Origin of the sequence: Bradyrhizobium sp. CCGUVB23 (assembly GCF_024199885.1) — a bacterium.
Lineage (GTDB): Bacteria > Pseudomonadota > Alphaproteobacteria > Rhizobiales > Xanthobacteraceae > Bradyrhizobium.
Genome location: NZ_JANADQ010000001.1, coordinates 4,702,491 through 4,725,198 on the forward strand (window position 1 = coordinate 4,702,491; position 22,708 = coordinate 4,725,198).

Below are 22,708 nucleotides of genomic sequence, written 5' to 3' on the forward strand. Positions count from 1 at the left end.
GGCCAGTTGGCCGCAACCCTGAATTCGACCCATTCTGGCCGCTTCGTTGTTTCGGCCGGCCACCGCCCCTTGAGCTGTCCTCGTTCGATGGCATCCTGTCGTCGATCATGATGGTGAGCCCGTAATGACCGAAGGCAACGACAAGACGCGAGCGGGAGATACCCGGCAGGATCGACTGAAATCGGCGCTGCGCGAGAACCTGAAGCGCCGCAAGGCGCAGGCGCGCGAGCGCGCCGGGACGGCCGGTCCCTCACAGGACGACGAACCAAGCACCGATGAGGAGATCGCCGGTAAGCCCGGCGGCTAGATTTTTGGAATGAGTGAGAGCGGTGATGGCGCAGGATGGACCGGAACGAACCGATGGGGACGCGCTGATCTCACGCTTCTCCCGCCCCGAGCAGACTTTTCCGACGCTGACGCCGGCCGAGATCGAGCGCCTGCTCCAATTCGGTGAGACCAGGCATTACAAGAGCGGCGAGCTGCTGTTCGAGACCGGCAAGCGCGGGCCGGGCATGTTCGTGGTGCTGTCGGGCCATGTCGCCATCACCCAGCGCGACGGGCTTGGTCACGTCACGCCGGTGATCGATCAAGGGCCCGGCCAGTTTCTGGCGGAGCTCGGCCAGCTCTCCGGGCGGCCCGCGCTGGTCGATGGCCATGCCGACGGCGATGTCGAGACGCTTCTGATCCCGCCGGATCGGCTGCGCGCTCTGCTGGTTGCCGAAGCCGATCTCGGCGAGCGCATCATGCGCGCGCTGATCCTGCGCCGGGTCAGCCTGATCCAAGGCGGCGTCGGCGGCCCCGTTCTGATTGGCCCGTCGCATTCGGCCGGTGTGGTGCGCCTGCAGGGCTTTCTCACCCGCAACGGGCAGCCGCATCACCTGCTCGACCCTGATGGCGAGCACGATGCGGCCGAGCTGATCGCGCGCTATTCGCCCAAGCCCGAGGATTGGCCGCTGGTCGTCACCGCCGACGGCGCCGTGCTGCGCAATCCGACCGAGATCGAGCTTGGACGCGCCATCGGCATGATCGGTGGTCCACGCGGTGAAAAGATCTATGACGTCGCGATCGTCGGCTGCGGACCGGCCGGGCTTGCGACTGCGGTCTATGCGGCCTCCGAAGGCCTCTCGGTCGCCGTACTCGATACGTGTGCCTTCGGCGGCCAGGCCGGAGCGAGCGCGCGCATCGAGAACTATCTCGGCTTTCCGACCGGCATTTCCGGCCAGGCGCTCGCGGGCCGCGCCTTCACGCAGGCGCAGAAGTTCGGCGCCGATATCATGATCCCGATGTCGGCGAAGTCGCTGGATTGCTCGCGCAGTGCCGGCACCTTTTCGCTGGCGCTCGACTGCGGCGACACCTTGCGCTCGCGCGCAGTGGTGGTCGCGAGCGGCGCGCGTTATCGCCGGCCGGAAATCGAGAATTTGGAGAAGTTCGAGGGCCGTGGCGTCTGGTATTGGGCCTCGCCGGTCGAAGCGCGGCTCTGTTCGGGTGAGGAGGTGGCCCTCGTCGGCGCCGGCAATTCAGCGGGGCAGGCCGCCGTGTTCCTGTCGGGCCACGCGAAGAAGGTGCTGATGATCATCCGTGGCGGTGGCTTAGGGGCCAGCATGTCGCGCTATCTCATCGAGCGTATCGAGGCGACACCGAACATCGAGCTCCTGTTCAACACCGAGATCGTCGCGCTCGAGGGCGACGAGGCCGCGCTGCTCCGGCGTATCCGCTGGAGGAGCCGGCTGTCGACCGACGAGGATGCCGCCGATGTCCGCAACCTCTTCCTGTTCGTCGGTGCCGATCCGGCGACCAGCTGGCTCGATGGCTGCGGCGTGACGCTCGATCGCGGCGGCTTCGTCGTCACCGGCGCGCAGTCCGAGCAGAACCAGGGTCGGCTGGTCGCGCCGCTCGAAACCTCGGTGCCCGGCGTCTATGCCGTCGGCGATGTGCGCTCCGGCTCGGTCAAGCGCGTCGGCGGAGCCATCGGAGAAGGCGCGCAGGTCGTGGCCTCGCTGCACGGTTTCCTTGGCGATGCCGCGAAACCGGCGCTTTAATCAAGCATAGGACAAAGCAGGGCCAAGCGAACCGGACTTTGGCGAATCCGACCTGGGCGAATGTAAGTTGGGCGAATGTGACTTGCCATCCCGCCGGCAACTGCGGACTATCCCCTCATCCTGAGGAGCCGCGGAACGCGGCGTCTCGAAGGATGAAGGCCGCAATGCAACTGCGGGGCCTGCATGGTCCGAGACGTGTGCTTCGCACGCTCTTCACCATGAGGATCGAAAAACGACAAGGTTCAAGGGAGGACTAAATGGCTGAAGTCGTCGTGCTCTACAAGACACCCAAGGATGCTGCTGCCTTCGACAAGTACTACGCTGAAACGCATATCCCGCTTGCCAAGAAGATTCCCGGCCTGAAGAAATACGCGATCAGCACCGGACCCGTCGGAACGCCTGCCGGACCTTCCGGGGTACATCTCGTCGCCATTTTGACATTCGACAGCGTTGCCGACATCCAGGCGGGCTTTGCCAGCCCTGAAGGCAGGGCGGCTGGAGGCGACGTCCCGAAATTTGCCAGCGGCGGCGCCGACCTGCTCATCTTCGATACCAAAGTCGTATGACGCGAGGTCTGTGACCTGCCGACCGGCGCTTCTCGATTGATTTGCTGCCGCATTGACGGCCGTCACGTGTGACAGACGTGCAAAATCGAGCCATGCGTTCGTCGTACCGAACGGCGAACGCATGGCTCAACGCCTGCGTGTGGCAACATCGCATGGTGCAGTTCGATGAGGGTCGTAATACCATCCGCGTCTTCGCAAACGGGGAGAGTTGCCATGGTTCTTGGGCTAAGCCTGCCTGCCTTCACGATGCTCCATGTCATCATCAGCCTGATCGCGATCGCTTCCGGCATCGTCGTAATGTTCGGACTGCTCGGTTCGAAGCGAATGCCGGGCCTCACCGCGATCTTCCTGCTGTTCACGATTCTGACCAGCGCCACCGGCTTCCTGTTTCCCTTCAAGGAGCTGTTGCCGTCGCATATGGTCGGCATCCTCTCGCTGGTTCTGCTCGCGATCGCCTGCATCGCGCTTTACGGCGTAAAACTCTCCGGCGCATGGCGGCCGATCTACATCGTCACGGCGATGACCTCGCTCTATCTCAACGTCTTCGTGCTGATCATCCAGTCGTTCCTCAAGGTGCCCGCATTGGCGGCACTGGCACCGGCCGTGCCGCCCGCTCCGCCATCGGGACCGGTGTTCGCGGTGGTGCAGGGCATCGTGTTGGTGTTCTTCGTGCTCGTGATCATCGGCGCCTGGCGCCGGTTCAAGCCGATGGCATTCGCCTGACACTCACCACTTGCTCGTCATTCCGGGGCGACGCGTCAGCGTCGAACCCGGAATCTCGCGCAACAGTCTCCAGATTCCGGGTTCACGCTTCGCATGCCCCGGAATGACTCAAGAACAGGGAGCAAATCATGCCCACCATCACCACAAAAGACGGCGTCGAGATCTTCTACAAGGACTGGGGCAAGGGCCAGCCGATCGTGTTCAGCCATGGCTGGCCGCTGTCGTCTGACGACTGGGACGCCCAGATGCTGTTCTTCCTCAATCATGGCTACCGCGTCATCGCCCATGACCGCCGTGGTCACGGCCGCTCCAGCCAGGTCGCTGACGGCCACGACATGGATCACTATGCCGATGATCTTGCTGCGCTCACCGCGCATCTCGATCTGAAGAACGCGCTTCACGTCGGCCATTCCACCGGCGGTGGCGAGGTCGTGCACTACATCGCCCGTCACGGCGAAAGCAGGGTCGCGAAGGCCGCGATCATCGCGGCGGTGCCGCCCTTGATGGTGCAGACGCCGGCCAATCCCGGCGGCCTGCCGAAGAAAGTGTTCGACGATTTCCAGGCGCAGGTTGCGGCTAGCCGCTCGCAATTCTATCGCGACATCGCGGCAGGTCCGTTCTATGGCTACAACCGTCCCGGCGCAAAGCCGTCAGAAGCGGTGATCCAGAACTGGTGGCGCCAGGGCATGATGGGCGGCGCGAAAGCGCATTACGACGGCATCGTCGCCTTCTCGCAGACCGATTTCACCGAGGACCTGAAGACAATCAACGTGCCCGTGCTCGTCATGCACGGCGACGACGACCAGATCGTCCCCTACGCCGACTCCGGACCGCTCTCGGCCAAGCTTCTGAAGCACGGCACGCTGAAGACCTACAAAGGCTTCCCGCACGGCATGCCGACCACGGAAGCGGAGACAATCAACGCGGACCTGTTGGCGTTTTTCAAGGAGTGAGACTGGCGCTGAACTCTTCCCTTCTCCCGTCGCCAAGGGGAGAAGGAAGAAGAACACCTCACTTCAAAATCCCCCTGATCGCGTCGAACATGCGCTTGACGAAGGCTTCCGGCTTTTCGCGCGCATCTTCGGTAACCCAGACTTCGCCGCCGACGCGCATCGCGCCGGTTGCGATCATCGCGACGAGGCGTGCCCGGAGCTTTTCGGACTTCCTGTTCGTGCGCCGGGCGAGCCCTTGGGCAAGCGCGCGTTCGAGCCGCTCATATTTGAGCTGGTCGCGCGCTTGCAGGATCGGATTGTCGCGCTTGAGCCGCGCCATGGCGAGCGCCTCGCTTGGATCGAGCCGTTTCGTCGCCGCCGCGATGGCATTTTCTGCGGCTGTCAGCATGGATTCGCTTGCAGGGCGTGCTGCGACCTCCTCGGTGAGCGATGCGGCGATATCCTCCTGCCAGGCGTAGACCGCGTCCTCCTTGCTCGCGAAATAGTGAAAGAAGCTGCGGCGTGACACCTCGGCGGCTGCGGCGATATCGTCGATCGTCGTCGCCTCGAAGCCGCGCTGGAGGAACAGCGCCATCGCCGCCCGGGTCAGCCGTTCCTGCGTCGCCTCGCGCTTGCGCTGCCGAAGGCCGGTCGCAGGCGCGGATTTTTCCCTCGGCGACGAGGGCTTGGCCCGGTTTCTGGCCGTCTTCGCGGCGGTCAAATTCTCACCTCTTGCAAAGTTGCACTAAGTGCACATTTAGAGCCGTCGCGGGGCGCTTCAATTCAACAAGAGCCAACGTGCTGGAGACTGGCATGCCTGACTGGACCACTGCCGATATTCCCTCGCTCGACGGCAAGACCGCTATCGTCACCGGCGCAAACGGCGGGCTCGGCTATGAGACCGCGCTGGCGCTCGCCGGTGCCGGCGCTACCGTCATACTCGCCGGCCGCAGCGAGGCAAAGGGCCAACGCGCCCTCGAGCTGATCTGCAACCGCTTTCCGAACGCGCTGGTTGCCTATGAGGAGCTTGACCTTGCAAGGCTCGGCTCGGTCACCGAGTTTGCCGGGCGGTTCGCCGCCAGCCACGACCGGCTGGATATCCTGGTGAACAATGCCGGCGTGATGGCGCTGCCGAAACGCCGCGAGACCGCCGACGCCTTCGAGATGCAGCTCGGCACCAACTATCTCGGCCACTACGCGTTGACGGCGCATTTGTTGCCGCAGCTTCGCCGTGCGCAGGGCGCGCGCGTGGTCCAGCTCGCAAGCCTTGCGCATCGTTCCGGTCGAATCGACTTCGACGATCTCCAGAGCAAGCGTTCCTATCGGCCCTGGCGCGCCTACTGTCAGTCCAAGCTAGCGATGCTGATGTTTGCGCTCGAATTGCAGCGCCGCAGCAATGCTGCCGGCTGGGGACTGAAAAGCGTTGCTGCGCATCCCGGCTTCGCACGCACCGAGCTGATCGCCAATGGTCCGGGCACCGGTACCCTGTCGTGGCGGATCGGCCGGTTGATCCAGCCCTATATCAGCCAGTCCGCGGCCGAGGGTGCGTTGCCGACGCTGTTCGCCGCAAGCTCGCCCGCTGCGCAAGCAGGCGGCTATTATGGCCCGAACGGCTTCTACGAATTGAAGGGCGCGCCCGCACCGGCGAAGATCATGCCGCAGGCAATGGATCTCGCCTCAGCGGCCATGCTGTGGGATGCTTCGGCGACGCTGACCGGCATATCCTTCGACGAGTTTGCGGCCGCCGCCTGACCGGGGAGGTGATAGCGATAGCCTACGGACCACCGGCCGGATAGCTTCTACAGAAGCCGCCGCGGTCCGGCTGCGTTGAGGCGCGGCCCGCGACGTCCATGAGAGGTGCAGGCCGATGCCGCCCCAGCTCAAACTGATTGCACTCGATGCCGACGACCTCGCCGTCATCTCCACCCATGTGCAGGACGCGCGGGTGCAGACCTCCGACATCATCTGGCGGCAGGGCGAGAAGCGGCTGGTGGTCGGCATGAACCGGCTGGACTGGGAGCAGACGCTGGACGGCGAGACCGAGCCGCGCCGGCTGGTCTCCGCGCTCCGCTTCGACCGCGTGCTCGCCTGCAAGTCGCGCAATATCGACCTCGCCGCGCCCGAGCGGGTTTTGGACCTCGTCGGCATCGAGTTTCACGACCAAAACGCCCCCGGTGGCAGCGCGCTGCTCCTGTTCGCCCATGGCGGCGCAATCCGGCTCGACGTCGAATGCCTGGAATGCGAGCTGACCGACCTGGGCGCGGATGAGCTCGGGACGGGGGAGGGCGGGGAGGACTAGGGGGTCAAACCGGAACGACATCTCCCAAGGGTTGACGGCGGTGGCCCGCCGCGCCATTGAGCAGGGGACCTGGTGAGCCCGATCCACCCCAAAGACCAGCCAAAAGACCGCCGCAACATGCCCATTCGCCTCGACCGCAGCAGCGCCGATTTCGACCAGCGATTTGCGGCCTTCCTCGCCGCCAAGCGCGAGGTCTCGGCCGACGTCGAGGCCGCAGCGCGCGCCATCGTCGACGATGTGGCCAGGCGCGGCGATGCCGCGCTGATCGAGGCGACGCGCAAGTTCGACCGGCTGGAGCTCGATGCGCCCTCCTTGCGTGTCTCCGCCGCCGAGATCGAGGCCGCGACAAAAGCCTGCGATGCCGCGACGCTGGATGCGCTCAAGCTCGCCCGCGACCGCATCGAGACCTATCACGCGCGTCAACTGCCGAAGGATGAGCGCTTCACCGATCCGCTCGGCGTCGAGCTTGGCTGGCGCTACACGGCAATCGAATCGGCCGGCCTCTACGTGCCCGGCGGTACCGCGGCCTATCCCTCCTCGGTGCTGATGAATGCGGTGCCGGCCAAGGTCGCCGGCGTTGCGCGCCTCGTGATGGTGGTGCCGTCGCCCGACGGTAAGCTCAATCCGCTGGTGCTGGCGGCCGCCCATCTCGGCGGCGTCAGCGAGATCTACCGCGTCGGCGGCGCGCAGGCCGTTGCCGCGCTCGCCCATGGCACTGCGACGATCGCGCCGGTCGCCAAGATCGTCGGCCCCGGCAACGCCTATGTCGCCGCGGCAAAGCGGCTGGTGTTCGGCAAGGTCGGCATCGACATGATCGCCGGTCCCTCCGAGGTGCTGGTGATCGCCGACGACACCGGCAATGCCGACTGGATCGCCGCCGATCTTTTGGCTCAGGCCGAGCATGATACGAGCGCGCAGTCGATTCTGATCACCGACAGCGCGCGGCTCGCCGCCGATGTCGAAAAGGCGGTCGACGCGCAGTTGAAGACGCTGCCGCGCGCCGCGATCGCCGGCGCCTCCTGGGCCGATTTCGGCGCCATCATCATGGTGCAGAACCTCGATGACGCGATCCCGCTCGCGGACGCGATCGCCGCCGAGCATCTCGAGATCATGACGACGGACCCGGACGCGCTCGCAGGCCGGATCCGCAATGCCGGCGCGGTGTTCCTCGGCGCGCACACGCCCGAGGCGATCGGCGACTATGTCGGCGGCTCCAATCACGTGCTGCCGACCGCGCGTTCGGCGCGCTTCTCCTCGGGACTTTCGGTGCACGACTTCATGAAGCGCACCTCGATTTTGAAATGCGGCCCCGATCAGCTCCGTGCGCTCGGGCCCGCCGCGATGACGCTCGGCAAAGCGGAAGGGCTGGACGCCCACGCGCGCTCGGTGGGATTGCGCCTCAATCTGTCATGAACAAGCCCGCACAGGACGACACGCAAAATCGCATCGTCGGCGTCACGCTCGACGAGGAATCGATCGGCCGCTCCGGGCCGGACATCGAGCATGAGCGCGCGATCGCGATCTACGACCTGATCGAGCAGAACCTATTCGCGCCGGAAGGCGCCGACGGGCAGGGGCCGTTCACGCTGCATATCGGCATCACCGGCAACCGGTTGATGTTCGACATCCGCCGCGAGGGCGGCACGCCCGTGGTCGCGCATCTGTTGTCGCTGACGCCGTTCCGGCGGATCGTGAAGGACTATTTCATGATCTGCGACAGCTACTACCAGGCGATCCGGACTGCGACGCCGGACAAGATCGAGGCCATCGACATGGGCCGCCGCGGCATCCATGACGAGGGATCGCGCACGCTCCAGGAGCGGCTGAAGGGCAAGGTGCGGGTCGATTTCGAGACCTCGCGCCGGCTGTTCACGCTCATCACTGTCCTGCACTGGAAAGGCTAAGCGCGATGGCGGCGCCGCCCCGCGCACGCGATCCGCAGTCAGTGTTGTTCGCCTGCGCGCTCAACAGCGTACGCTCGCCGATGGCCGAGAGCCTGCTGCATCACATGTTTCCGCACGGGCTCTACGTGAAGTCCGCCGGCGCTAGGAAGGGCGAGCTCGATCCCTTCGCGGTCGCCGTGATGGCCGAACTCGGACAGGACATCTCCACCCACAAGCCGCAGACCTTTGAGGAGCTGGAGGACTGGGAGGGGCTCAATTTCGACCTCATCATCACGCTGTCGCCCGAGGCCCATCACAAGGCGCTGGAGCTGACGCGGACGCTCGCCGCCGACGTCGAGTACTGGCCGACGCACGATCCGACCGGCACCGAAGGCAGCCGCGACCAGAAGCTCGCCGCCTACCGCGAAGTCTGCGACCAGCTCCTGCTGCGCATCCGCAAGCGCTTCGCGAGGGCGGGGGCCGCGAGCGGGTAGCTCTCGTGCCCCGGACGCAGCGCAGCGCGTCTTGCGCGATGCGCTGCAGAGCCGGGGCCCATCTCACCGCGAGCGCAAGCCCCTGGGTCCCGGCTCTGCGTCGCGTCATTTCATGCTGCGCGCGTCCGGGACACGAAACCATCGTAACACCGGCGTCACAGACCGCAGGCACATGCATCTGAAGTCACCTCGAATCGCTCGATTTCCGGTTCCCGGGTTGTGAAACCGGCCCCCTTCCGATAGGTTCCGCGCGCAATTCACCCCCTGCTTCGTCCCCCAAAAACACCTGATGCTCGGCCGCCCCAAATTCGTTCTTGCCTCCGGTTCGCCACGGCGCCTGTCGCTGCTCAATCAGGCTGGCATCGAGCCCGATGCCTTGCGGCCGGCCGATGTCGATGAGACGCCGAAGCGGGGCGAGCTGCCGCGCGCCTGCGCCAATCGTCTCGCCCGGGCAAAAGCCGATGCGGCGCTGAAATCAGTGCAGCTCGACGATGAGCTGCGCGGCGCCTTCATCCTCTCCGCCGACACCGTGGTCGCGGTCGGCCGCCGCATCCTGCCCAAGGCCAACCTGGTGGACGAGGCCGCGCAGTGCCTGCGGCTCTTGTCGGGCCGCAACCACCGCGTCTATACCGCGATCACCCTGGTCACGCCGCGCGAGGCCTTCCGCCAGCGTCTGGTCGAGACCCGCGTCCGTTTCAAGCGCCTCTCCGAGGACGACATCCAGGCCTACATCGGCTCCGGCGAATGGCGCGGCAAGGCCGGCGGCTACGCCGTGCAAGGCATCGCCGGCTCCTTCGTGGTCAAGATGGTCGGCTCCTACAGCAACGTCGTCGGCCTGCCGCTTTACGAGACCACCACGCTGCTCGGCGGCGAGGGCTTCCCCATCCGCTTCGGCTGGCTCAACGCCGTCGGCGTCTGAAGCGCCCTCCCACCAAAATCTCGAAAACAACCCCATGCAAAGTAGGAGGGCCGCCAGTCGGCCCTTGCCGCGACGCCCGAATTGGGCGTCTCGCCACATCGGCGGTGCGCTCCCCCCTTGGGGAGGGGGTGGCCGCAAGCCCCGCTGCCGTCTCGGAACCCCACCGCTCCGCAGCCTCTTATCCCCGGACTTCGTGTAGGCTCACCCCATGGACGACCAAGTCAAAAAGCCGCTTCCCCCGCTCAAGACCTGCCCGATCTGCGGCAAGCCGCAGTCCGAGGCCACCCGCCCGTTCTGCTCCTCGCGCTGCCGCGACGTCGACCTCAACCGCTGGCTCAAGGGCTCCTACGTCATCCCCGGCCGCGACGACGAGGTGGATGATGTGGAATAATATTTTATTATCAATGGATTAGCTGCTCGCGAGAGCCCCGCCGCACGCCCGCGCCGATCTTGTACACAGCCGGGCTGCGCCCGGCTAAGCCTTCAGGCGAAGCCGGGTGGACAGGCCGCCTCCAGCCCACTATAAACCGCCCGCTCGATGGGCCTTGGCCCCTCTCTTGGAGCACGCCCAGGTAGCTCAGTTGGTAGAGCATGCGACTGAAAATCGCAGTGTCGGTGGTTCGATTCCGCCCCTGGGCACCATTAGCCTCTCCGGCCCGGTTCTTTCTCCTCCGCGTCCGTTCGCCGATCAGCAAGAACCCTCGTAAAATCAGGTGTTTCTTCATATATTGACGCCCGATACGGTTCGCGACCGTCCGAGGGCATCCGGCGTCTCCGGGTACACTGTGGGTACACTGGAAGGGGCCGGGTACACTGGCTGGGCCGCCCGACTGCGAGGGGAGCCTTCCCATGGATGAACTGAGCGACACGAAAATCCGTAATGCGACGCCGGCGGACAAGGAATATGCGATTGCTGACGGCCAGGGCCTCAGCGTCGTGGTTCGGCCCAACGGGACCAAGCTGTGGCTCTACCGCTACCGTTTCGCCGGCAAGCGCAAAAATATGTCTTTCGGCACCTTTCCAGGCGTTGGACTCAAGGCCGCGCGCGAAAAGCGCCACAACGCGGAAAAGCTGCTCGATCAGGGCCAAGATCCAGTTGCAGTGCGCGAGGCCAAGCGACAGGAGGACGAAAAGCTCAAGCACACCTTTCGGGCAGTCGGGGAAGAATGGGCGACCACGAAGCTCGAAAAAGAGAACAAGGCCAAGTCGACGATCAAGCGGGAACGCTGGAATCTCGCTCAGCTCAATCGTGAGATCGGCGACCGGCCGCTTTGCGAGATCGCTCCGCCGGAATTGCTGACAGCATTCCGGCGTGCCGAGGCCCGCGGCCGATACTACACCGTCGGACGCCTACGCTCGACCGCCTCACGGGTCTTCCAATTTGGCGTCGGTGCTTCGTATTGCAGCAGTGACCCCACTCGCGACTTGAAGCACGCGCTCACCAAGGCACCCAAGGGCAATCCGCGCCCCGCGCTGACCGATCCCGACGACGTCGGCGACCTGATGCGCCGGATTGAGGTCTATGACGCCAAGAACGGCGGGCTCGTGCGCTACGCGCTCAAGCTGATCGCCTTGACCATGGTGCGGCCTGGCGAGTTGCGGCTGGCCGAGTGGACCGAGTTTGACGAAAAGAACCGCCTATGGCTGATCCCCGCCCAGAAAATGAAGATGCGCGATGATCACGAAGTGCCGCTCTCCCGCCAAGCGCTCGCTATCCTTACCGAGTTGCGACCGTTGACCGGCCGCGGCCGCTACTTGTTCTCCCATGACGATGATGTGCCTATGTCCGACAACACGATCAACAAGGCCCTGCGGATCATGGGCTACGACACCGGCCCCGGTGGCGACCACTGCGCGCATGGCTTCCGGTCCAGCGCCTCGACCTTGCTCAATGAAGAAGGCGCATTCGACGGCGATGTGGTGGAAGCTCAGCTCGCCCATGAAACGGACGAGAAAAAGAGGCGGCGCCGCGACGAGGTGGTGCGGCGCCAGCTTGCCAAGGGCGACAAGAACAAGATTCGTGGCATCTACAACCGGGCAGCTTATTGGAGCGAACGCGTGCGCCTGATGCAGCATTGGGCCAATCGTCTCGACCGCCTGCGCAAGGGAGTTGCCGTACCGTTGCGCAAATCGGCCTAAAGCATAGCCCGTGATTCAACCCGTGGCAGCGATGCATGATATTCATCGATGCTATCGAGATCGATGAGCGTCTTGCCTCCCATCTTGTAGGCCCTGATCCGTTGCCGAGCGATTAGCTCATAAGCTTTCGTTTTTCCGAACTTCCCATAGCGGCACCCGTCCTTAAACTCGGCGAGCCGGCGCCGCTTGTTATCGTCGTTGTCAGCCATGGTTCATAGAGGTGCTTCGATGATCTCTGCCAAAAGGAGATCAGGACAGGGCCGCGTTAGTGGCATTTGCACAGGATGACATTTGTGGTGTCGCTTTGCGAGACGACGCTGCTTCCCCGGTAGCTTGCACCGTCTCAACGTGCATTGTTTCGGCGTCATGGGCGCGTAGCGCGTCACCAGACTGCACCAAACTTTATGTTGCCAATGGCATCGACCAAAAGAGTTGTCGATGCAGCCTCTAACTCCAGCGTACAGGAGAGTAAAAATCGGACGATCGGAAGCGCTATCGGACCTCACCGAACCTCATCGAACTCGCGTTTCGGACGCCATCCGACTGGATCCGCTATCCAGCGGTTGATGTCGGATTCATGCCAGCCGGTGCCGTTGATGCTGATCTTGATTTTGGTCGGGAAAGTACCCTCAGTGATCTTGCGGTAGATGGTGGATCGGGACAGCCCGGTCCTGGCAACAACGGTTTTCAAGCGGATGATACGGTCCGGTTCGCGCATGGCCGCGCTGCCTCCTGTTGGCTGCTTCTGGCAGCATCTGAAACTAGACAGGACTGGCCGTTCCAGGCGCGCAAGAGCATTTTTCGCATCGCCGTGCCGTGGCGTAGAGCCAGCGGAAAAAGGATAGATCAAATTCCGAGGCCCCGGCCTCTACCGAGGTCGAGGCCGTGGGTGAACGCGAGTTCGATGCCAAGCCGGCGGCCTGAGTCGAAGGCGATGCCGAGCTCCCGCTTGCGGTTGGCGAGGATGGATTCCATTTGCGGATCGCGTTCGAGGCTCCTGGCCATATCGCCCATGGCCGAGCGCGTGGCCCTGTAGCCGGACATGTCGCCCGCCTGATACTGGCTCAGGCGGGTCTGGTCGAGTTCCTGCCAGCGTTCCACGAAGCGGTCGGCGCGGCGGTTCGGATTGATGCGGAGTTCTGTTTCGAGCTGGAGGGCGCGGACGGCGCGGTTGAGGCGACCTGACGCAGCCTCGTGGGCAAGCTCCGGGTTCTTCTTGTAGGCGGCTTCGGCATCAACCGAGCCGTAGGGCCGCACGTTCTCGAAGACCCGCCGGGCCTTTTGGAGTTCTTTCACCTGCTCGGGGCTTGCCTCGCCGCCCATCTCCTGCGCCTCGAAGATCGTATCCACGGCGCGGGCATGGCGCACCAGCGCCCCCGTGCGCAGGCGTCGCGCTTCCGCTTCAGGATCTTGCGTCACCTTCCTTTCCGGCGCTGCGGCTTCGCGCCGCTCGACCGGCGTACCGCTCCTTTCTCTTTCCGGCGTTTCCAGTGCCGGTCTCCGCGTGTCGTTCAGACTAGGCACAGCGTCGGCAGATGGACGCAGGCTATCGAACATGTCGCGCACCTTCTCCGGTACGACCCTGCGCACGATCTCGGCCACGCGCTCGCGGAAGGTGATCCCACGCCGCTCGGCGTAGCTCTGTACCGGATCGGCGCGGTCGTAGTCCGAGGCCATATCCTTCGCGCGATCGCGCGACAGGGTTCGGCCGAGCCGGTCCTGATTGGCAAAATCGTCGCGGCCATAATGCAGCTCCATACCGTCGCGATGCCGCGATAGGGCGACATAGCTGCCATGGGCATCCATGCCCGGCGTCGCCAGCACATGGGTGCGGTCCACCGTCATGCCCTGGGCCTTGTGGATCGTCGCAGCATAGCCGTGATCAATGCGGTTATAGTCCTTGAGGTCGAAGCGAACCGATCGGCCATCGTCGGTCTGCACGATCATGAATTGCGTGCTGACCTGCTCGATGGTGCCGAGCATGCCGTTTTTCACGCCGAGATCGCGCTCGTTCTGCAGGAACATGACGCGGTCCCCGCTGGCGAAGTGGCGCCCGCCGCGCTCGACCGTCAAGCGCACCTCATCGCCAAGATCGCCGGCGGCCCGCATCCGCTCGCGCGCAGCTTCGTTGAGGGCGCGGACTTCGTCGTTAGTGTGGGTGAGGATGATCCGGCTCTTATCCGGTGAGGCCCGCCGCTCGTGGTCCCACTGGTCGATCAGATCGCCGCGCGCCTGCTCGCGGGTCTGCGCCTCATGCACCATGCCGTGGGAGCGATAGGCTTCGAGCGCATGACCGGTCTTGCCATTGGCGAGATCGCGCGTGGCGTCCCGCTGCCAGTCTTCCCACTGGCGGCGCACCTCGCCGATTTCTGCGCCGCCATGACGCTCATGGATCGAGCGGAAGGCCGCACCCGCTTCTATTGCTTGCAATTGTTGCGGATCGCCTACCAGCACGACTTTCGTGCCGGCCTCTGCGGCATGGGATAGGACGCGCTCCAGCTGGCGCGTGCCGACCATGCCGGCCTCATCGATCACCAGCACATCGCGCAACGTGAGCAGGTCGCGTCCTTGTTCCCAGCCGTGCTCCATACTGGCGATGGTGCGTGACGATATGCCCGATCCGCTTTCGAGGTTTTCCGCCGCAATGCCGGACAGCGCCACGCCCCGAACCTCATAGCCAGCCGCTTCCCATACCTCCCGCGCCACGCCCAGCATCGCGCTCTTTCCCGTCCCGGCATGGCCGACCACGACGCCCAAATCGCGCCCGTCCGTGACATGCGCCAGCGCGCCGGCCTGCTCGCTCGAGAGGACAAGACCTTGGGCTTCCGCACGCGCCAGGGCCGCTACGCGATCCCTGTCACGAACCTCATGGCGCTCCCGCTCGGCCATCAATTCGGCGGCACAATGCAAGCGCTGTTCCGCCTCGATCATCGCCCGCGTGGTGAAGCGATCCTCGCCGCGAGCGTCCTTGCCAAGTTCGACCAGATCTGGGGCGCTACGCATCGCGCCCATCACTTCGTTGAACTGGTCGAGACCGTCGCTATGCCGATGCGCGAACTTAGCGATGTCGCGCTGCGTGAAGGTCGATTGCTGACGCGTGATCGCGTCCAGCCCGAGAGACGGATCGGCGATGATCCGCATCCCATTGCCGCGCGCGATCGCACGGTGCATCTCGGCGCGGTCGGCCTCGGTCCCTTCGCCCTCGATGCCCCGATCCTCGATACGCTTGGCGGGAGCACCGATCTGGCTTTGCGGCTCGAGCGCGAGGCCCTGTGCTTCGAGGCTGCGATGGTCGATGCGTGCGTCGATGTCGAGTTCGGCAAGCCGCTCATTGGCAAGCTCGGCCCAGCGTCTGCGCCAGCGCTCCACCATCTCCGTGCGGTTCCACTCCCGTACCTTCGGGCCAAAACCGTTCTCGTCCACCGCGCGCATGGTGAGCATGACATGGGCGTGGGGTTTCGCCAGGCCGTCCTCAGCCATGTCCCAATGCACGTTGAGGTCGGCGATCATGCCCCGATCGACGAACTCGCCCCGAACGAAGTCGCGGGCCAACTCTATTCCCTGTGCCTGCGTCATCTCGCGCGGAATAGCGAATTCCACTTCGCGGGCAAGCTGCGCGTCCTTCCTGATCTCGAAGGCTTCGACATCGTTCCACAGCCGTTCGCGGTTGCTCCAAGCCTCCGGCGCGTGTTCCGGCAGCATCACCTCGGAATGGACGACGCCGCGCTTGGTGGAAAAATCGTGGCTGCGGTCCAAGCGCTCGTCGCGCAGCCGCGAGCCCGAGCGGTAGGCGGCCGACGCAACTGCGCTGGAGCCGGACTTGCGGCCAATAACCTTGACGTGAAGATGATAGATCGCCATCGCGACCAGATCATCTACACGGCAAAGCGCACGTCGGAACGACGTATAAGCGCGCCCTCCCTCGAAAAAATCTCGGGCGGGACCAACCCGTCTCTGCTCGTCCCGGTGACCTTACAGCATTGCGCCGGGCGCTCGACTATCATTTCTCCATCAACAGCGACGGAGACGACGATGCGCAAGCCACGGGACTTCGATGCTGAACTGAAGGCACTTGGAGAAAAGGCGCGCGCCCTCAAGAGCCGCAAAGTGCAGCAGCTCGGCGAACTTGTCATGGCCACCGGCGCAGATGCGCTTAGCGCCAATGAACTGGCCGGTGCGCTGATCGTGCTGACCGAAACAAAAGAAGCCGGAAAGAGGGAGGCATGGGCCAGGCGCGGGGCCTCGTTCTTTCAAAGCCGGTCGCGGCGAAATGCACCATCTCCTGACCGCGACCCTGGCAGCCCTCCTGCGCAGCCGAGCGGCGCGCAACCGGCGTCAGGCCGCAAGGGCGCGACATGACATGCGCACGTGGCAGGTCGAGCGCCGCAAGCGCACGCGACACCTCATCGAACTCGGCGGCCTCGTTGTCAAAGCGGGTATCGTGGAACTTACCGGCGATGATCGTGCCACCATCTACGGCGCGCTGCTCTGGATGGCTGATAAGCTCAAAAGTGATCAGGGCGAACGTGCGCGCGAGCTATGGGCCGCAAAGGGGAAGCAGGCGTTCGAGATGGACCCGGCAGCACACAAGGGAGCAGATCGTTGATGCGCGACAGTGGTGCGTCAACCGAGCGAACTTGCCTGCTTCATGTCGCCGGCGAGCGCGAACAAGTTTCTGAGCCTCGCGCTGCGGCGAGAATCGAGCAGCTCAAGTCGACTATCAAGCGGCTTTGGCGAATGTAGTTTCGCCCGCCCTTCCGAGCGTCTCGATCCCAATCAGCTGGCGCTCGGCTTGAAGATTGGACCGCGGTCTCGCCCCAATCGTGCGACGACGTTGCGGAGAAACAGCGGAGCCAATCGCCGCGGACAACTCCGTCAGGGAATCAGCTGACAATCATCGGGGAACGAAAAACACTTGGGAGAAGCGAATGCAAAGGCTTCCTAAGTGTTAGCTAAGTTTGAGCCCTCAAAATGACTTGAGATCCCACAGTTTGCCTGATCGGGCCGAAGGTATGTCCTCTTGCGCACCACGAACTCAAATCTGCAGAGTACAGCTAGACGCGCGGCAAGCGGCAAGGTTACGAAAATGTATATGGTTTCCGAAGCTCCCTTGCCGCTTGTCATACGTTAATGTTCCAGGGCAACGGTCGCCGCCGTCCACGGTGAACCTCTCCATCGCCACGTGAATGTTTGCGGAGCCACCATGCAAAACGGGAACGAGATCCTAAGCAAAGTTCCCGAGGTGACGCTCGGCTTCTGGGTCATCAAGATTCTTGCGACGACGCTTGGCGAAACGGGTGGCGATTCAGTGACGATGAGTTGGCTGCACGCCGACCAAAATGCCCACAACGGCGGCTATCTGATCGGCATTGGTATTTTTCTCACCGCGTTCGTTGCGGCGGTGATCGGCCAGATCTCGACAAGAAGGTTCAATGCCTGGATCTACTGGCTGGCCATTGCCCTTCGGAGCCGCCCAACTCCGGCGTTCGCGATCGAATCTTCCTCTCTTGCAACTCCGCGCCGTCGGCCTGATACTGGATCGGAGGTCCTTGGCCATCAGCATTCCGAGGAGGGCGATCATGGCAATCCAGATCGTGATGGACCGTACCGGCGACAGCCGTCACCCTTTCAATCCGAGCGACGCGAAAGAACTGGCGAGGGCGGAAAAGCGCTTCCACGAGCTGACCAACGCCGGCTTCACCGCCGCGGTCCGGAGCGGCCCGGGGCAGGTCTCCCACATCCGGTCGTTCGACCCGAACGCGGAAGAAACCCTGTTCTTTCCGAGGCTGGTCGGCGGCTGATAGGCAGCGCCATGTGGCATCTTAAGCGGTCTCGCCCAGGCGAACGCTCGCGCTTGAGGGCGATAAGGGCTCTGTTCGTCGGGCACGGCGCGGAGAGAACTCCGGAAGGCCGGTCGCTGCGGCTCTTGCGCCACTGGCTGTCGCCGGCGCAACGGGTGCAGTTCGCGGAGAAGGGCTATTTCGAGGTCGTCGGCGGCGATACCGGCAGGCAGTACAGGATCTATGCCGGCGCCGCGACGAATGTCTGCGAGATCGACGAGAACGGCCGCCCGAAGGTGGGGCTGTGTTTCCTGCCACTTGGCGATCTGCCGATCGGAGACGTAATGCTCGCCCAGAAGGTTGCGCTGGAAAGCTGCGAGAGCGGTGCGCTCCGGGTGGCCAGAAGATTCGCTCCGACCGGTTTCTCGTTTCGGCGAAGCCGGCTTGTTGGCTGAGGTGCGATATGGCGGCAACACCTACACAAGTAATTCTCGATACGCTGGCGGCGGAATTTCGTCTTCCGGCCACCGACGGCAAGACTTACGCACTGGACGACGTTGCGGGCGAAAAAGGCACGGTCGTCGTCTTCATCTGCAACCATTGCCCCTACGTCAAAGCGGTGATCGATCGCATGATTGCGGACGCCCGCGTACTGATGTCGGAGGGCGTCGGCTTTGTGACGATTTGCTCGAATGATGCTGCGAGCTACCCCGAAGACTCGTTTGAGAATATGAAGCGTTTCGCGAAGGCTCATGATTTCCCGTTTCCCTATCTTCACGATGAGACCCAGACAGTCGCACGGGCGTATGGGGCGGTCTGTACGCCGGACCTCTTCGGTTACAATGCCGACCGCAAGCTCAAGTATCGTGGCCGGCTCGACGAAGGCCGCACAACTCCGCCTCGCGCGGGAGCGCCCCGAGAGCTTGTCGAGGCCATGCGCGCGATTGCGACCACCGGTGTGGCGCCGGCTGACCAAAAGGCGTCGATCGGCTGCTCGATCAAATGGAAGGACGCATGAGACCGAGCCGTTGTCCTGGCCGCCCACCTGCGGGATCTGAAGCGCATTCGCTCTCTAGATTGAACCGATCTCGACCGCCCGAGCGGCCAGGAGCGTCCATCGTTAGGCCAATGCGCAGTCTGGTTTCCATTGAACCGCCGACCGCCTCGGCAGATGCGGCCGTAGTGGCTATGGCGTAAGCTTGAAGCGCCATTGTCATCACACCAACAGCAAACGGCGCTTTCGCCTTGGAGAGGTCCAGCGATGCCCGCAGATCCTGAGACGCGCCCCTTGGGTCGAACGGGCATCCGTGTGTTGCCCTTGGGCATCGGCACGAACAAGTGGCGGCGTGCCGATCGCGGGGCCGTGTTGGAAACATGCAGGATCATTCATGATGCCGGCCCATGCATGATCGACACGGCCGAGATCTATTTCTCGGAGCGCGTCGTGGGTGATTGCTTGCGCGCCGGCCCCCCCGGCGCGGTGATAGCATCGAAGTTCCTTCCCTTTCCGGGCCGAACCTCTCCGCGCCGCCTGATCAGCGCGCTTGACGGTTCGCTCGCGCGCCTAGGCCTCAAGACAATCGATCTCTATTACGTCCACTATCCGCTGCCGTTGATCGATGTGCGAGTGTTCGCCGAAGGCCTCGTCGAAGCGGTGAAGTCCGGCAAGGCACGCGCGGTCGGCGTGGCAAATTTCAGTGCGGAGCAGATGCGCCGCATGGCCGATCACCTCGCAAGGGCAGGCGTTCGGCTCGCAGCCAGTCAGGTTAACTACAGCCTGCTCCGACGAGCAGCGGAAACAAATGGGGTGCTCGAAGCCTGCCGCGAGCTCGATGTGGCGCTGGTCGCGTACTTTCCCCTTGCGTCCGGCCGCCTCACGCAGCCGTCGGACGGCATGGACGCGAAAGCGCTGCTAACGTGTCTCGCCGAGATTGCCCGCGCGCACGATGCCAGCATCAGCCAGGTCGCCTTGAACTGGCTGTTGGCGCGCGACAGTCACGTGATTCCCATCCCGGGCGCGACCAAGCCTGATTGTCAATCGGCTCGCAAATTTTGGACGCCGATCCCCCGGCTTAGGGGGTCAATATTGCAGGCCGAATGACAGTTCGTGCCGCGCTCGAGGAGATCGCTAATCCGGCCGGCGCTGCCGCACGTGCCGCAGCTGCTGGCGTTGAGGGCAAGTCCAATGAAGTTCAGAGAGACGACGATGACAGTGAAGAAACTGAAGATGCCTCCGAATTGGCGTGAGGGCGAACAGCCCGCGGGCTTTCGCATTGGTCCGAATGGTGAAGTAGAAATGATGACCGAAGCTGAAACCCTAGCCGTGGTCTGGCGCACTATCTATGAGTCGATGATTAGGGCCGGTTTTCGGATCAGGCCCTCCAAACGGAGCTTGCACTGAGCCAATCAAGAAGTCGGCGGCTGCGCCTCATGATCGTAGATCCAGCCATTCCGGCGCGCCATACTGACGAGGCGCTCGGCTTCCCGCAGGTTTAGGACTTTCCCGTTCAGGCTGCCTGTGATCCTGCCTCGACGCAGGTCAGCGGCGAGTGCATTGTAGAACAGCCGTTCTACGTAAACCGGCAAGTTTCGGGACCGTTACAGCGTCGGCCGTTCGAAGGCACTCGACGGCATGCGATGCATGTTCGAGAAGCAAGTGGAGCTGCTCAGCGCAGAGAAGTCCCTCAACATGCGCCACGAAACGGCGGTCGCGCTCGCGCCTCTGCTTCATGAGTACCAGACGACATATCTCGAAATTGGCCGCATGCTCCGCCTCGTGGACGATGACGTGCTCAGCGCCCGAGCCAACCTGATCTGGCAGGAAATGACGGAGGAAGTCAGCGCGGCGGCTGAATGGCCGCGCCACGGCGGCGACTTCTGGGTTAAGATGGTGGAAGCCATGCCGTCTCCCACCTATGATGATAAGGCGGCGTGATCGCAGGCGGGGCGGGCGGACAAGCGCCGCGTCCGCCGCAGGTACCTGGTGATCTCTGCCAGCGGCATCGCATTCAGGACGCGGTCCGCCGGTGCGCCGCCTTTGCGGCCATCCAGACACCCGGTACATGTGCCCTCGGGCGGGAATTCGGACTCGATGCCCTTCAGGATACGGAAGTCCTTGCCGCACGTCTCGCTCAGGGTTGCGCGTGTGAAGTCGCTTGGGAGTGACTGGTACCTTTTGGCGGATATTGTTGAAGAACTTTGGGTCTCGACGAAACCCTGCGCCCGCTTGGGACTAGCCAGCATTATGGATCGCGATTGCGCTGGGCTCGACACTCGCTGGCATAGCTCTGCTTAAGATGCAGGCGATGCAAATCCACCAGTAGCGCACTAGTCCGTACCCTCAGCGAGCTAGGACCGTTGCCGGCTAGCGGGCTCTGCTACTCGACCTAGATCATCCCCTTCTTGGTGATCCATATACCGCGGAGGCGCTCCGGGCAGGCCTGTTACGCCCTCATCGTAGAATAGAGTATTCCGGCGAACAAATCGGAATACCAGTCGATATGATGCGCTTGTCGTGCTGTAGTTCGCCCAGCGGATGGGCTGGGGGGGCGATTTGCTCCCCCACTATCACGGGCTACGATTTCCTACGCCGGACCACGATCTTCATCGCGCGAACTGAAATCTGAATCAATTGGCAACGAGCTCTCCGCCGCGCTCATTAGGCATTACCGAACGCGCAATCGCCGGCGAGCGGGAAGCTCGCCGGCGACGCATCGCCGTCAGCAGGGTTGCCACCTTATTGCCGCGTCAGGCGAACCACGTCCTGCCTCAGGAGATAGAGCGAGACGGCAAGCAGAACGACGTCCTTCATCAGGAAGGGCACGTTGCCGGTCATCGCAGGGAAGCCTCCAGCAGCGATGTCCCAGCCCTCCGGCATGAACGGAATGATCGTGACCGTCGCGATGAAGGTGCCGGTCGAGCCCAGGGCGCCAAGAACGCCGAGCCGCTTGTCCCAGAAGCCCGCGAGCAGCAGGGACCCGAACGTCCACTCGGAAACGCCCAGGAAGTAGCTGGCGCCGGCGTGGCCGAACGCAGGGTACAGCCACCAGATCAGCGGACCGTTGCTGATGAACGGGACTAGTCTTTCGAATTCGTACGGAAACCATTTCTGGTAACCGAAGAAGAAGAACATGATCACCATGGAGGCCCGGACAACGTGGTAGTCGAGATCCTCGGCGAGGAGGCCGGACCGCTCCAGCGTGCGGAGAAGCGGATTTTGAGCGGTGTTGGTAAGCGTGGTCATGGTCGTGATCCTTTCATTCGAGATCTGACGGGGCAGTCGGCTTCACGCGACTGCTGGGAAGTCGATCTCGGTGTCGTTGATGCGGTTGAAGACGTTGGTGAAGATGGTCGTCGCGAAGGCCAGGCTGATCTCCACCAGCTGAGTGTCGCTGTAGCCGGCGGCCTTGATCGCAGCGAAATCCGCGTCGCTGACGGTACCGCTGGACTGCGCGAGCTTGCGGACGAAGCCGACCAGCGCGTCGCGCTTGGCATCACCGGTGGGCTGGCCATCGCGGATCTGCTTGAGTGCCTCCGGCTTCACGCCAGCGAGCTTGGCGAGATGGTTGTGGGCGGCGACGCAGTAGTCGCAGCCGCCGGCGTCGCTGATGACCAGCTTGATGATCTCCTGATCGCGCTTGGTCAGGCTGCCTGCAGCGAGCACGGCGTCCGCGGCGAGGACCGACTTGAGGGCGGCGGGGCCGTGGGCCGCGATGGCCGCGAAGGTGTTCGGGACGCTGCCGATGGCCTTCTTGATCTGGGCATAGATCTGACCAGACGGGCCGGCATGGAGTTCGAGGTTGGGGACTGAAAGGCGGGACATGGTGGCACTCCTTTGTTGGGGTTGGTGACCGATTGCGGAGTGACACTATGACCGCACCTTGAGACGTTGAATGTCGTTAAATCTCGACTATATGCTCCAGCGTCTCACTTTC

The 22,708-nt window shown here is 63.6% G+C and carries 27 protein-coding genes, 1 tRNA gene and 1 pseudogene; 23 read left to right on the top strand and 6 right to left on the bottom strand.

The features are described from left to right. Nucleotides 1–124 precede the first annotated feature (124 nt). The 5 genes from NLN62_RS21610 (at nt 125) to NLN62_RS21630 (ending at nt 4,281) form a co-directional block, all read left to right on the top strand. Complete coding sequence (locus NLN62_RS21610; RefSeq protein WP_254110110.1) at nt 125–307, top strand: hypothetical protein; 183 nt, start codon at nt 125–127, stop codon at nt 305–307. Between the two features lie 25 nt (nt 308–332). Continuing rightward, entirely contained in the window at nt 333–2,039 is a 1,707-nt protein-coding gene (locus NLN62_RS21615; protein WP_254110111.1) for an FAD-dependent oxidoreductase, read from the top strand. Nucleotides 2,040–2,296: 257 nt separating this feature from the next. Next, complete coding sequence (locus tag NLN62_RS21620) at nt 2,297–2,605, top strand: EthD family reductase (RefSeq protein ID WP_254110112.1); 309 nt, start codon at nt 2,297–2,299, stop codon at nt 2,603–2,605. Between the two features lie 213 nt (nt 2,606–2,818). After that, complete coding sequence (locus NLN62_RS21625) at nt 2,819–3,328, top strand: hypothetical protein (RefSeq protein WP_254110113.1); 510 nt, start codon at nt 2,819–2,821, stop codon at nt 3,326–3,328. 128 nt (nt 3,329–3,456) lie between these two features. Then, nucleotides 3,457–4,281 (top strand): alpha/beta fold hydrolase, encoded by an 825-nt coding sequence (locus NLN62_RS21630; RefSeq protein WP_254110114.1) that lies wholly within the window; start codon nt 3,457–3,459, stop codon nt 4,279–4,281. 58 nt (nt 4,282–4,339) lie between these two features. On the opposite strand, the gene NLN62_RS21635 is transcribed toward NLN62_RS21630, so the two are convergent. After that, entirely contained in the window at nt 4,340–4,981 is a 642-nt protein-coding gene (locus NLN62_RS21635) for a TetR/AcrR family transcriptional regulator (protein WP_254110115.1), read from the bottom strand. Nucleotides 4,982–5,073: 92 nt separating this feature from the next. On the opposite strand from NLN62_RS21635, the gene NLN62_RS21640 reads away from it, so the two are divergent. The 9 genes from NLN62_RS21640 to NLN62_RS21680 all read left to right on the top strand — a co-directional run bounded on the left by NLN62_RS21640 (nt 5,074) and on the right by NLN62_RS21680 (nt 11,994). Next, the gene (locus NLN62_RS21640; RefSeq protein ID WP_027520714.1) at nt 5,074–6,012 is read left to right on the top strand and encodes an SDR family oxidoreductase; all 939 of its coding nucleotides are present in this window, start codon (nt 5,074–5,076) and stop codon (nt 6,010–6,012) included. Between the two features lie 115 nt (nt 6,013–6,127). Further along, complete coding sequence (locus NLN62_RS21645; RefSeq protein WP_027520713.1) at nt 6,128–6,559, top strand: DUF2948 family protein; 432 nt, start codon at nt 6,128–6,130, stop codon at nt 6,557–6,559. A gap of 117 nt (nt 6,560–6,676) precedes the next feature. Then, complete coding sequence (hisD, locus tag NLN62_RS21650; RefSeq protein ID WP_027520712.1) at nt 6,677–7,972, top strand: histidinol dehydrogenase; 1,296 nt, start codon at nt 6,677–6,679, stop codon at nt 7,970–7,972. Next, nucleotides 7,969–8,463: a UPF0262 family protein gene (locus NLN62_RS21655; RefSeq protein WP_254110117.1), complete on the top strand. Its 495-nt coding sequence runs from the start codon at nt 7,969–7,971 to the stop codon at nt 8,461–8,463. Before hisD ends, NLN62_RS21655 begins: the two co-directional genes overlap by 4 nt. 5 nt (nt 8,464–8,468) lie before the next feature. Continuing rightward, nucleotides 8,469–8,936, top strand: coding sequence for a low molecular weight phosphatase family protein (locus NLN62_RS21660; RefSeq protein ID WP_254110118.1), 468 nt, complete (start codon nt 8,469–8,471; stop codon nt 8,934–8,936). A 289-nt stretch (nt 8,937–9,225) separates the two neighbouring features. Further along, entirely contained in the window at nt 9,226–9,855 is a 630-nt protein-coding gene (locus NLN62_RS21665) for a Maf-like protein (protein ID WP_027520709.1), read from the top strand. A gap of 208 nt (nt 9,856–10,063) precedes the next feature. After that, on the top strand, nt 10,064–10,246 hold the full coding sequence (yacG, locus tag NLN62_RS21670; protein WP_027520708.1) for a DNA gyrase inhibitor YacG: 183 nt from the start codon (nt 10,064–10,066) through the stop codon (nt 10,244–10,246). A gap of 175 nt (nt 10,247–10,421) precedes the next feature. Continuing rightward, nucleotides 10,422–10,497: transfer RNA gene (locus NLN62_RS21675), tRNA-Phe, on the top strand. A gap of 207 nt (nt 10,498–10,704) precedes the next feature. After that, nucleotides 10,705–11,994, top strand: a complete 1,290-nt coding sequence (locus NLN62_RS21680; protein ID WP_254110119.1) for an integrase arm-type DNA-binding domain-containing protein — start codon at nt 10,705–10,707, stop codon at nt 11,992–11,994. On the opposite strand, the gene NLN62_RS21685 is transcribed toward NLN62_RS21680, so the two are convergent. The 3 genes from NLN62_RS21685 to traA form a co-directional block, all read right to left on the bottom strand. Next, on the bottom strand, nt 11,991–12,203 hold the full coding sequence (locus tag NLN62_RS21685; protein WP_254110120.1) for a helix-turn-helix domain-containing protein: 213 nt from the start codon (nt 12,201–12,203) through the stop codon (nt 11,991–11,993). The genes NLN62_RS21680 and NLN62_RS21685 overlap by 4 nt on opposite strands. A 293-nt stretch (nt 12,204–12,496) precedes the next feature. Next, nucleotides 12,497–12,712: an AlpA family transcriptional regulator gene (locus NLN62_RS21690; RefSeq protein WP_254110121.1), complete on the bottom strand. Its 216-nt coding sequence runs from the start codon at nt 12,710–12,712 to the stop codon at nt 12,497–12,499. 128 nt (nt 12,713–12,840) lie between these two features. Then, nucleotides 12,841–15,855, bottom strand: a complete 3,015-nt coding sequence (gene traA / locus NLN62_RS21695) for a Ti-type conjugative transfer relaxase TraA (RefSeq protein ID WP_254110122.1) — start codon at nt 15,853–15,855, stop codon at nt 12,841–12,843. Nucleotides 15,856–16,026: 171 nt separating this feature from the next. Here traA and NLN62_RS21700 point away from each other — a divergent pair, with 171 nt between their 5' ends. The 9 genes and pseudogenes from NLN62_RS21700 (at nt 16,027) to NLN62_RS21740 (ending at nt 20,709) form a co-directional block, all read left to right on the top strand. Further along, the gene (locus NLN62_RS21700; RefSeq protein ID WP_254113605.1) at nt 16,027–16,353 is read left to right on the top strand and encodes a conjugal transfer protein TraD; all 327 of its coding nucleotides are present in this window, start codon (nt 16,027–16,029) and stop codon (nt 16,351–16,353) included. A 1-nt stretch (nt 16,354) separates the two neighbouring features. Beyond that, entirely contained in the window at nt 16,355–16,600 is a 246-nt protein-coding gene (locus tag NLN62_RS21705; RefSeq protein ID WP_254110123.1) for a conjugal transfer protein TraD, read from the top strand. A 597-nt stretch (nt 16,601–17,197) separates the two neighbouring features. After that, a pseudogene (locus NLN62_RS21710) lies at nt 17,198–17,452 on the top strand (hypothetical protein); the annotation flags it as partial. A 121-nt stretch (nt 17,453–17,573) separates the two neighbouring features. Beyond that, nucleotides 17,574–17,795 carry a hypothetical protein gene (locus NLN62_RS21715; RefSeq protein WP_254110124.1) on the top strand — a complete coding sequence of 74 codons (222 nt, stop codon included), beginning with the start codon at nt 17,574–17,576 and terminating at the stop codon, nt 17,793–17,795. A 53-nt stretch (nt 17,796–17,848) separates the two neighbouring features. Beyond that, nucleotides 17,849–18,229 carry a hypothetical protein gene (locus NLN62_RS21720; RefSeq protein ID WP_254113608.1) on the top strand — a complete coding sequence of 127 codons (381 nt, stop codon included), beginning with the start codon at nt 17,849–17,851 and terminating at the stop codon, nt 18,227–18,229. Between the two features lie 8 nt (nt 18,230–18,237). Continuing rightward, on the top strand, nt 18,238–18,792 hold the full coding sequence (locus tag NLN62_RS21725) for a thioredoxin family protein (protein WP_254110125.1): 555 nt from the start codon (nt 18,238–18,240) through the stop codon (nt 18,790–18,792). A gap of 243 nt (nt 18,793–19,035) precedes the next feature. Further along, nucleotides 19,036–19,875 (top strand): aldo/keto reductase, encoded by an 840-nt coding sequence (locus NLN62_RS21730; RefSeq protein WP_254110126.1) that lies wholly within the window; start codon nt 19,036–19,038, stop codon nt 19,873–19,875. After that, on the top strand, nt 19,872–20,021 hold the full coding sequence (locus tag NLN62_RS21735; protein ID WP_254110127.1) for a hypothetical protein: 150 nt from the start codon (nt 19,872–19,874) through the stop codon (nt 20,019–20,021). The genes NLN62_RS21730 and NLN62_RS21735 overlap by 4 nt, the downstream gene beginning before the upstream one ends. A gap of 394 nt (nt 20,022–20,415) precedes the next feature. Next, nucleotides 20,416–20,709, top strand: coding sequence for a hypothetical protein (locus tag NLN62_RS21740; protein ID WP_254110128.1), 294 nt, complete (start codon nt 20,416–20,418; stop codon nt 20,707–20,709). Between the two features lie 801 nt (nt 20,710–21,510). Here the strand turns inward: NLN62_RS21740 and NLN62_RS21745 are convergent. Further along, nucleotides 21,511–22,017, bottom strand: coding sequence for a YkgB family protein (locus NLN62_RS21745; protein WP_254110129.1), 507 nt, complete (start codon nt 22,015–22,017; stop codon nt 21,511–21,513). 42 nt (nt 22,018–22,059) lie between these two features. After that, nucleotides 22,060–22,596 carry a carboxymuconolactone decarboxylase family protein gene (locus tag NLN62_RS21750; protein WP_254110130.1) on the bottom strand — a complete coding sequence of 179 codons (537 nt, stop codon included), beginning with the start codon at nt 22,594–22,596 and terminating at the stop codon, nt 22,060–22,062. Between the last annotated feature and the right edge of the window lie 112 nt (nt 22,597–22,708).

Excerpts from the sequence above, each read along its gene's own strand:
- NLN62_RS21690 (WP_254110121.1), bottom strand. The coding sequence starts at position 12,712 with ATGCGCGAACCGGACCGTATCATCCGCTTGAAAACCGTTGTTGCCAGG.
- NLN62_RS21685 (WP_254110120.1), bottom strand. The coding sequence starts at position 12,203 with ATGGCTGACAACGACGATAACAAGCGGCGCCGGCTCGCCGAGTTTAAG.
- traA (WP_254110122.1), bottom strand. The coding sequence starts at position 15,855 with ATGGCGATCTATCATCTTCACGTCAAGGTTATTGGCCGCAAGTCCGGC.
- yacG (WP_027520708.1), top strand. The coding sequence starts at position 10,064 with ATGGACGACCAAGTCAAAAAGCCGCTTCCCCCGCTCAAGACCTGCCCG.
- hisD (WP_027520712.1), top strand. The coding sequence starts at position 6,677 with ATGCCCATTCGCCTCGACCGCAGCAGCGCCGATTTCGACCAGCGATTT.
- NLN62_RS21745 (WP_254110129.1), bottom strand. The coding sequence starts at position 22,017 with ATGACCACGCTTACCAACACCGCTCAAAATCCGCTTCTCCGCACGCTG.
- NLN62_RS21625 (WP_254110113.1), top strand. The coding sequence starts at position 2,819 with ATGGTTCTTGGGCTAAGCCTGCCTGCCTTCACGATGCTCCATGTCATC.
- NLN62_RS21655 (WP_254110117.1), top strand. The coding sequence starts at position 7,969 with ATGAACAAGCCCGCACAGGACGACACGCAAAATCGCATCGTCGGCGTC.
- NLN62_RS21610 (WP_254110110.1), top strand. The coding sequence starts at position 125 with ATGACCGAAGGCAACGACAAGACGCGAGCGGGAGATACCCGGCAGGAT.
- NLN62_RS21620 (WP_254110112.1), top strand. The coding sequence starts at position 2,297 with ATGGCTGAAGTCGTCGTGCTCTACAAGACACCCAAGGATGCTGCTGCC.
- NLN62_RS21630 (WP_254110114.1), top strand. The coding sequence starts at position 3,457 with ATGCCCACCATCACCACAAAAGACGGCGTCGAGATCTTCTACAAGGAC.
- NLN62_RS21700 (WP_254113605.1), top strand. The coding sequence starts at position 16,027 with ATGCGCAAGCCACGGGACTTCGATGCTGAACTGAAGGCACTTGGAGAA.
- NLN62_RS21660 (WP_254110118.1), top strand. The coding sequence starts at position 8,469 with ATGGCGGCGCCGCCCCGCGCACGCGATCCGCAGTCAGTGTTGTTCGCC.
- NLN62_RS21680 (WP_254110119.1), top strand. The coding sequence starts at position 10,705 with ATGGATGAACTGAGCGACACGAAAATCCGTAATGCGACGCCGGCGGAC.
- NLN62_RS21740 (WP_254110128.1), top strand. The coding sequence starts at position 20,416 with ATGTTCGAGAAGCAAGTGGAGCTGCTCAGCGCAGAGAAGTCCCTCAAC.
- NLN62_RS21665 (WP_027520709.1), top strand. The coding sequence starts at position 9,226 with ATGCTCGGCCGCCCCAAATTCGTTCTTGCCTCCGGTTCGCCACGGCGC.
- NLN62_RS21730 (WP_254110126.1), top strand. The coding sequence starts at position 19,036 with ATGCCCGCAGATCCTGAGACGCGCCCCTTGGGTCGAACGGGCATCCGT.
- NLN62_RS21705 (WP_254110123.1), top strand. The coding sequence starts at position 16,355 with ATGCGCACGTGGCAGGTCGAGCGCCGCAAGCGCACGCGACACCTCATC.
- NLN62_RS21750 (WP_254110130.1), bottom strand. The coding sequence starts at position 22,596 with ATGTCCCGCCTTTCAGTCCCCAACCTCGAACTCCATGCCGGCCCGTCT.
- NLN62_RS21715 (WP_254110124.1), top strand. The coding sequence starts at position 17,574 with ATGGCAATCCAGATCGTGATGGACCGTACCGGCGACAGCCGTCACCCT.
- NLN62_RS21645 (WP_027520713.1), top strand. The coding sequence starts at position 6,128 with ATGCCGCCCCAGCTCAAACTGATTGCACTCGATGCCGACGACCTCGCC.
- NLN62_RS21640 (WP_027520714.1), top strand. The coding sequence starts at position 5,074 with ATGCCTGACTGGACCACTGCCGATATTCCCTCGCTCGACGGCAAGACC.
- NLN62_RS21725 (WP_254110125.1), top strand. The coding sequence starts at position 18,238 with ATGGCGGCAACACCTACACAAGTAATTCTCGATACGCTGGCGGCGGAA.
- NLN62_RS21735 (WP_254110127.1), top strand. The coding sequence starts at position 19,872 with ATGACAGTTCGTGCCGCGCTCGAGGAGATCGCTAATCCGGCCGGCGCT.
- NLN62_RS21615 (WP_254110111.1), top strand. The coding sequence starts at position 333 with ATGGCGCAGGATGGACCGGAACGAACCGATGGGGACGCGCTGATCTCA.